8 protein-coding genes are annotated in these 7,665 nt (G+C 62.4%); 3 read left to right on the top strand and 5 right to left on the bottom strand.

Annotated elements, in window-relative coordinates; all coding sequences use genetic code 11:
- Window positions 1–199: hypothetical protein (locus tag ACMO9O_RS03395; RefSeq protein ID WP_418982214.1), on the top strand; the 199-nt coding region annotated here is incomplete at its 5' end.
- Between the two features lie 63 nt (window positions 200–262).
- On the opposite strand, the gene ACMO9O_RS03390 is transcribed toward ACMO9O_RS03395, so the two are convergent.
- The 5 genes from ACMO9O_RS03390 to ACMO9O_RS03370 all read right to left on the bottom strand — a co-directional run bounded on the left by ACMO9O_RS03390 (window position 263) and on the right by ACMO9O_RS03370 (window position 5,868).
- Window positions 263–1,066, bottom strand: coding sequence for a M48 family metallopeptidase (locus tag ACMO9O_RS03390; protein ID WP_418982213.1), 804 nt, complete (start codon window positions 1,064–1,066; stop codon window positions 263–265).
- Between the two features lie 171 nt (window positions 1,067–1,237).
- Window positions 1,238–1,579, bottom strand: a complete 342-nt coding sequence (locus tag ACMO9O_RS03385) for a cupin domain-containing protein (protein ID WP_418982212.1) — start codon at window positions 1,577–1,579, stop codon at window positions 1,238–1,240.
- Window positions 1,576–3,159 (bottom strand): pectate lyase, encoded by a 1,584-nt coding sequence (locus ACMO9O_RS03380; protein ID WP_418982211.1) that lies wholly within the window; start codon window positions 3,157–3,159, stop codon window positions 1,576–1,578. Before ACMO9O_RS03380 ends, ACMO9O_RS03385 begins: the two co-directional genes overlap by 4 nt.
- The gene (locus ACMO9O_RS03375) at window positions 3,156–4,646 is read right to left on the bottom strand and encodes a pectate lyase (RefSeq protein ID WP_418982210.1); all 1,491 of its coding nucleotides are present in this window, start codon (window positions 4,644–4,646) and stop codon (window positions 3,156–3,158) included. The genes ACMO9O_RS03380 and ACMO9O_RS03375 overlap by 4 nt, the downstream gene beginning before the upstream one ends.
- Window positions 4,647–4,767: 121 nt before the next feature.
- Window positions 4,768–5,868, bottom strand: coding sequence for a substrate-binding domain-containing protein (locus ACMO9O_RS03370; RefSeq protein ID WP_418982209.1), 1,101 nt, complete (start codon window positions 5,866–5,868; stop codon window positions 4,768–4,770).
- 230 nt (window positions 5,869–6,098) lie between these two features.
- Here ACMO9O_RS03370 and ACMO9O_RS03365 point away from each other — a divergent pair, with 230 nt between their 5' ends.
- Window positions 6,099–6,872 (top strand): rhamnogalacturonan acetylesterase, encoded by a 774-nt coding sequence (locus ACMO9O_RS03365; RefSeq protein WP_418982208.1) that lies wholly within the window; start codon window positions 6,099–6,101, stop codon window positions 6,870–6,872.
- On the top strand, window positions 6,869–7,642 hold the full coding sequence (locus tag ACMO9O_RS03360; RefSeq protein ID WP_418982207.1) for a rhamnogalacturonan acetylesterase: 774 nt from the start codon (window positions 6,869–6,871) through the stop codon (window positions 7,640–7,642). The genes ACMO9O_RS03365 and ACMO9O_RS03360 overlap by 4 nt, the downstream gene beginning before the upstream one ends.
- Window positions 7,643–7,665: the final 23 nt, after the last annotated feature.

Raw genomic sequence — 7,665 nt, 5'->3', positions numbered from 1 at the left:
ACCGATCCGGTTCGGCAAGCCCGCCTCCCACCCGGGCGGCGTTCATTCCGAATACAAAGATAATGAAATTCCCCCCCCCACAAGTTTTAGACCAAAATATGTCCTAAAGGTCGAAATTCAAACCCGCATGGAATATGCCGTACCGGACAATTCCGGACAAATTGAGCGAAGTGCGACATGTATGCTCAGAGGTTCCTGATAAAACAGCAAGCCGGACCTTTCGAATCTTCCGAAGGTCCGGCTTGCGATCCGATGGAGGAAATCAATGAGCAGCCTGCCAGGCGTCGGCCTGTTCTCGCATGCGGGCTGCGCGCGCTTCGCTGTCGGGGTGCGAGGAGAACATCTTCTCGACGAAAGAGGCTTTGGCCCCTTTCGACAGGTCGACCAGTTTTTCGAGCGACTTGGCCATCGCGTAAGGACTGAAACCGTGCTTAACCGAAAATTCGAATCCGTACTGGTCGGCCGCATACTCCTGTTTCTGCGAGAAGCGGGCGTCGGTGAATGCGGTAACCACGTCGCCGAGCTGCGAATCGCTCAGCTTGGCCAGCGTACTCCCTTCGGCCGCTCCGGCCGCGTTGCGCGCCGCGGAGGCCAGGTAGGCGCTCTTGATCGCATGCTTCGTGTCGGCGTGCACTACGTGACCGATCTCGTGGCCAATGATGGCCATCAGTTCGTTGTCGTCCATCAGATCCATCAGGGCGGCGAAGACGCGGATTGAACCGTCGCCGCAGGCGAAGGCGTTGACGTCCGTCACCAGATAGACCTTGAAGTTGAGCGGCAGCCCGTCGGCGTCGGTGATCCCCTCGGTCAGCCGCTTCAGGCGTGCACCGTAACTAGTCGTGTCGGCCGCAACGGGGTTGTGGGCATCCATCCACGCGACCGATTCGCGGCTCAGCCGGGCGATATCCTCGTCGCTGAGGGTGATGGCCGCGGCCATGTCCTTGCCGGCATTGAGCAGTTTTGTGGTGTTGATCTTTTTTCCGCCGATCCGGAACTGCGCGGAGGCGTTCGACGGCACGGCGAGCAATGCAAGCAGTGTCAGACAGCTAAAAAACAGGTTCTTCATGGTTTGGATTTTTACGGATGCAAAGATAGAAATTTCGCGCGAATGTGTGCCGGCCGTTAGGGAACATTCCCTTTTTTGAACCGATTTTCGGACGGCAGGATGCGGAACGGAAAACAAGAGACCGGCCGAATATCCGGCCGGTCTCGGAGGTGTTACCGTTTTGATCGTCGGTTATTTCAGAAAGTCGGTTCGTGCGGGCGCAAAAATGTCCAGAACGATCCCCTCCTCCAGACAGCGCAGGCCGTGCGGTTGATCGGGATCGACGTAGCAGGCGTCTCCCGGACCGAGCGTGCGCGTCTGGCTGCCGACGTTCGCTTCGAAACGACCGCTGACGATGCAGGTCGTCTGCGCATGCGGATGGGAGTGCCGCGCTCCCACGGCCCCCGCATCGAAGCGGACCTTGACAACCATCAAATTAGGGTCGTAGCCCATGATCTGGCGCCGGATGCCCGTGCCGCACTCCTCCCAGTCGATTTCGCGGGCGGTGAGGAACGTTTCGCTGCGGGTTTTCATCGGGCGGACCTTTCCGGCAGCGATGCGATCAGCGCCGCCATGTTATTGATATAGGTACGCAGCGAAATGCCCTCGACGGTTTCGGCAGCCAGCGACGCCGTGTTGTGCGGATCGCCCACCGTCTCCTCGTAGCGGTCGGGTACGGGGTCCGAAGCGCTTCCGGGACCGATATAGGGGACCAGCACCCAGTCCAGGGGGCCGATCCAGCGCCCCTGGTCATCGAGCGCCGCGATTACCGCACGGGCACGGGACGGGTCGGCCTTTGCGATCGCCGGGGTGCGGTAGCGCGGCATTTCGAGCCGGGCGTGACCCAGCAGTGGCGAATCCTTCGTCGCTTCGGCGGCCGGAAGGGCGAGCAGCGTGTCGTATTGGCGTTGCAGCTCCTCCACGCCGATCACCACGAGCGAGGCGTAATGTCCGATAACATTGTGCGGATTCTGGTCGCAGTAGTAGACGCCGTTGTCCACATGCAGTCCCTTGCGGTGCAGGTAGAGCGGGGTAAGCGTTCCCGGTTCGAAGAAGCGCGGACAGAGGATGCGCCCCTTGCCCGGCTGCCGTCCCAGTTCGGCCGCGAGGGCCGGATCGAGCGCCGCCGCGCGCAGAAAGGCGATCGCCGCGGGGATGCCGTCGAGGAATTTCCGGTCGCCCGTCCATCGGTAGAACTCCATCAGCAGCCGGATGCAGTCGCGCGTGCGGACGGTCGAGATGGCTGCCGGCTCGAAGTCGCGCGCCTTGGCGGGCGTGAGGTCGAGGTAATACTGGTCGGCCCACCCTGCGGCGGGCGTCCCCTGCTGGAGCGAGCGTACGCAGTTCATCGCCCGCGTGAGCGGCTCGACGGCCCGTGCGTCGCCCAGCAGCAGGGCCATGCGCAGCAGGATGCCGATGTTGTTCGGCGTAACGTCGTCGTTGAAGGTGATGCAGCTCGAATAGTCGGGCGTGCCGTCGGCGTCGGGGTGGTCGTACATCAGCGGCCAGCGCTGAGGCCAGCCGCCCACGGGGTACTGGCTCGCCAGGATCATATCGAGCGCCCGGTCGAGCGCCGGTTTGAACTGCGGATCGTACTTTTCGAGGTAGATGCGCATCAGAAAGTCGACGGCCGACGCGGTTACGCTGTCGTCGAACGTGGCGTTGCCGTAATAGTGGCCGTGTTCGCCCATCCCCCAGGCGTTGCGTCCGATCGTTGCGAACCAGCGCTGCTCGGAGGCCGTGCCCGCCAGGTCGAACTTGTAGTTCCAGCCGCCGCAGGGGAGCTGTCCCCGGATCAGGATGCGCGCCGTGCGCACGGCCATATCGTAGTAGTATTCGTCGCCCGTGGCGTGGTACGCATCGAGCATCAGTTCGCCCACGTCGGGCGTCCCCTTCTCGACCCATACCATCGTGGGGTAGGCTTCCAGCTCGCCCCAGCGGCGTGAGAGGTCGGTGGTGTAGTTCCAGACGAAACCGCCGTCGACGCTTACGTGGTCGTACATATAGGCGGTAGCTCTTTTCATCGCCGCGAGTGCTGAGGCCGCGTCGTTTTTCGGGGCGGCTGCGGCCGGGAGGCCGGTGCACAGCGCCAGCAGAATCAGGATTCGTTTCATGGTTTTTCGGGTTGGTTTTGTGTAAGGGTGATCCGCTCGACGAGGCTGTTCAGGTAGCGTTCGAGCCATGTGTAGCCGGTTTGCGGGTCGGGTTGCGCACCGTCCGACGGGTCGGCCGGGTCGAGACCCATGCGCTGCTCCCACGCATCGGGTATCCCGTCGCCGTCGCTGTCCTCCGGGACCTCCGTCTGCCGGTATTCGGGCCAGCCGCCCACGGCGCGCTGCGTGTCCAGCAGACCGCCCGTGCTGCCGTTGCCGCCGTCGGGGACGCTCGTGCGGCCGCTGCGCGCGTCGGCGACGATGCGCGCATCCACCGTGTCGCGTACGAGCGAAGCGCCGGCCCACTCCAGTACAAGCCGGGCAGCCGTGGGCGCGTCGTGCGTGGTGGTGTGCCCTTTCTGAAGGCCGTTGATCGGCAGGGGCGCGCGGAGCAGTTCGCCCTTTTCGCCGCCCGTTTTGGCGTAGCGGATGCCCGCGGCGTTATCCTTGGTGATGCGGCGGTTTCCCTCCATCACGTTGCCCCGAAGGTAGAGCGTGGGGTAGGGCGATTCGTAGTAGACTTTCTCCTGCTTGTTGTGCAGGTCCGGGGTGCGGCCGTAGGCGGTGATGAACGCCTCGGTGGATTTGACTGCGGTCGCCGGACCGGGTTTGTAGTAGTTGGCCACCAGATTGAACCATCCGCCCTCGCCGCCGTAGCTGTTGTTTGCGCCCCAGTTGTAAATGAGGTTGTTGCGGAAGTCGACCACCCCGCGGAACTCCTCGATCGAGACGTTGGGCAGGTAGAGCAGCGGATGGTCGAAGCGCGGGTTGCGGCTGTCGTGCGAGGCGAGCAGGTTGTGGTGGAACGAGGCGTTGCGACCGCCCCAGATACCCCCGAAGCCATGGCTTCCCTTGGCGTGCAGCGAGCGGCGCAGGCTCTCGGAGAGGATGCACCACTGCATCGTGAAGTTCTCATTGGCGTAGAACGAGGCGCATTCGTCGGTGCTCCAGCTGACCGAGCAGTGGTCCACGACGATATGGCGGCAGTAGCGGCCTCCGAGCGCGTCCTCGTCGCGTGCCGCGGCTCCCATCTCGTCGCCCATGCGGAAGCGCAGATAGCGCAGGATGATGTTGTCGGCCTTGACCGCCACGCCGAACCCGGCGATGCAGACGCCGTCGCCCGGGGCGCTCTGGCCGGCGATCGTAAGGTCGCCGGCGGTGATGTTGAGCCGCTTTTCGAGCCGGATGACGCCCGCCACGCGGAACAGGACGGTGCGGGGGTATTTGCGGGTCACCGCCCAGCGCAGCGTCCCCTCCGAGCCGTCGTCCGCGAGGCTGGTGACGTAGATTACGCGGCCGCCGCGGCCGCCTGTGGTGTACCGTCCGCCGCCCTCGGCGCCGGGAAAGGCCGGAAGCGGTTCGGGCTGCTGCGCAGGCTCGGCGTTCGTTTGCGCGCCGGCGGGCAGACACGCCAGCAGGGTAAGCAGCAGAGTCAGAAAGTTTTTCATAGAAGGGTTCGTTTAGGGTCACTTATCGGTCTTATCGGTTCCGTTAACGTTAACGGTAAATTCAACACAAAAATACGATAAAAAGTTCGTTTCGCAAAACAAAAGGACGCGAAGGTGCGGATCACTCTCCGCCCAGGTAGAAATCGACGTTATAGCGGGTCAGAATGTCGATCGAGCTGAAGTTGTCCCGGCGGAGGGGTTTCTGCCGCAGGATCAGAAAATCGATCAGCGAGCGGACCGCCCTGAACGCCTCCTTGTCCGTCCGCTCGGCGATCAGCGTCGAGATCGTCCCGTTCCGCAACGCCCGCATGTTGGCCTGTAGCATGTCGAATCCCAGCAATTTCTTGTCCCGGATGCCGCGCAGCTCCATCCAGTCGGAGATCAAATGCGCGCGCGAATTGAACGTAATGATGTGATTCACATCGGGATGCTCCTCGAAGAAGCGGTCGAACAGCTTCATGTTGTAGAGAAAGTCGAAGGGCGACATCGAGCAGTCAGTCAGCCGGCATTCGGGGTTGTGATCCTCGAGATAAGCCAGAAAACCCCGGTGGCGGTTGAGCGTCGAATCGTTGGGCGGAGCCTCGCCGCGGTCGATGTTGAAACTGACGACCTCGCGGACGGAGGTGTCGCTGCCTACCAGCAGGTCGGCTGCCAGATAACCGCTCTCGAAGAGCGGCATGCCGAAGTAGGCCAGGTAGTCCGTATTCTCGGGTTTGGTATCGATGTAGGCCACCGGAATCGCTAACGCTGCGAGGCGGTGCACCAGCCGGATGGTCTCCTCCTTATAAATAGGTGCGATGAACAGCCCGTCGGGCTGGGCGTCGAGTGTGTTGCGGCAGGCGGCCCGGAACGATTCCAGATCGAACTGGTTGTAATAAAATATTTTCAGGTCGACGTTCAGCCCCTGCGATGTGCGGATCGCCCGCGTAATGCCGTTATTGACCAGTTCCCAGTATTCGCCCGTCTGGAAATAGGGGATGATGGCCACGATGCAGAAAGCCTTTTTGCGTGAGAGGATCGAAGCGTAAATATTTGGTTTATAGCCGATTTCTTCGATTATCTTGAAAACTTTCCGGCGGGTTCTCTCCGAGACGCCTTCGCGGTTGTGCACCACGCGGTCTACGGTTCCGATCGAGACGCCCGCCGCTTCGGCGACCTGTTCCATCGTCGCTGTCCGGTCCGTTTCCATACTGGTCGGCGTGTAGGGGTTGTTGGGTTGCAAAGTTCGTTTTTTTTGGTTCTTCGCCGGTAAATATATTATTTTTTTCGCAAAAAATTTGCATCGAATCCGATTTAATTATAGTTTTGTAAACGTTAAAACACGGCTTATACGCCTATTCATCGCATAAATAATCACTTAAAATTATATTAATCAATTATTTAAGTACTGAAAAACCAGCTGAAACAAAAACGTTAACGTTAACGAAAACTCGAAACCCAAAACTTTCCCCCATGAAATCATTCCGCATTTTGCATTTTCTCCTGCCGCTGCTGCTTCTGTTCCCCGTCGGAGCGCTGACCGCCCAACCGCGTCCGCGGCTCTTCACGATCGGCGATTCCACCATGTCGTACAGCTCGCGCCCCTACGACCCCTCCTACGACCGGGGGTACGGATGGGGGCAGGCGCTCGACCGCGTCTTCGACACGACGCGCATCGAGGTGCACAACTGCGCCCGCTCGGGCCGAAGCTCGAAGAGCTTCATCGACGAGGGCCGTTGGGACAAGGTGCTCGCGCAGCTTAGGACGGGCGACTATCTGGTGATCCAGTTCGGCGGCAACGACCAGAAGGAGGACCCCAAGCGGCACACCGATCCCGAAACCACGTTCCGCGACAACTTCCGCCGCTTCATCCGCGAGGCCCGCGCCAAAGGGGCTGAGCCGCTGCTGGCCACCTCGGTCGTGCGGCGCCGCTTCGACCGCTCGGGGAAGCTGATCGACACCTACGGACCCTATATTACGGCGGTCGAGGAGGTCGGGCGCGAGTGCGGCGTTCCGGTCATTGACCTCAAGACGGCGACGTGGCAGCTGGTCGAGCAGGCCGGACCGGAGGGGTCGAAGCGCCTGTTCAACTACATCGACCCGGGCGTGGTGGAGCGCTTCCCCGACGGGCGGGCCGACAACTCGCACTGGAATTACGACGGAGCCTACGCCGTGGCGCAGCTCTTCGCCGCCGAACTGCGTAAGGCGGAACATCCGCTGGCACGCTATCTTCAGCAAGAGCCATGACCCGCGTGCTGAATAGGCTCTTGGGCGCGCTGCTGCTCGTCGGCCCGCTCGCCGCGCAGGCCGCGCCTCCCGCGACGCTCTACACCGTGGGCGACTCGACGATGGCCCCCAACCGCAAGTGCGACGAGGACCCCGGCGATCCGGGCCGCGGCTGGGCCGAGCCGCTCCAGCGCTTCTTCGACCCCGCGCAGCTCGTCGTCCGCAACTGCGCCGTTTCGGGCCGCAGTTCGAAGAGCTTCCTCGACGAGGGCCGCTGGCAAAAGGTCGTGGATCGGCTCGTCCCGGGCGATCTGGTGCTGATCCAGTTCGGCCACAACGACGCGAAAAAGGCCGATCCGCGCCGCTATACCAACCCCGAGACGACCTTCAAGGAGAACCTGCGCCGCTTCGTGCGCGACACCCGCGCCAAGGGGGCTACGCCGCTGATCGCCACTTCGGTCGTGCGACGGTTGTTCCGCGCCGACGGTTCGCTGCGCGACTCGCACGGCCGCTACGTTCCGGCCGCGGCGGAGGTCGCTGCCGAACTGGATGTGCCGCTGATCGACCTGCATGCGCTGACGGGCCAGCTCGTCCGCAGCTACGGTCCCGAACGCTCGAAGGCGCTCTACCTCTACGTTGAACCCGGCGTGGCCGAACGCTTCCCCGACGGCAACGCCGACGATACGCACCTCTGCGTCCGCGGGGCCGAGGAGTTTGCCGCGCTCTTCGTCGAGGCCTGCGTGGCCGCGCAGAACCCGCTGGCCCGCTACCTACTACCGGCGAAGCCCTGAGCTTCCGCCGACCCGACCCAACC

Source organism: Alistipes sp., assembly GCF_048465635.1.
Taxonomy (GTDB): domain Bacteria; phylum Bacteroidota; class Bacteroidia; order Bacteroidales; family Rikenellaceae; genus Alistipes.
This window is presented reverse-complemented; position numbering and strand designations above follow the sequence as displayed.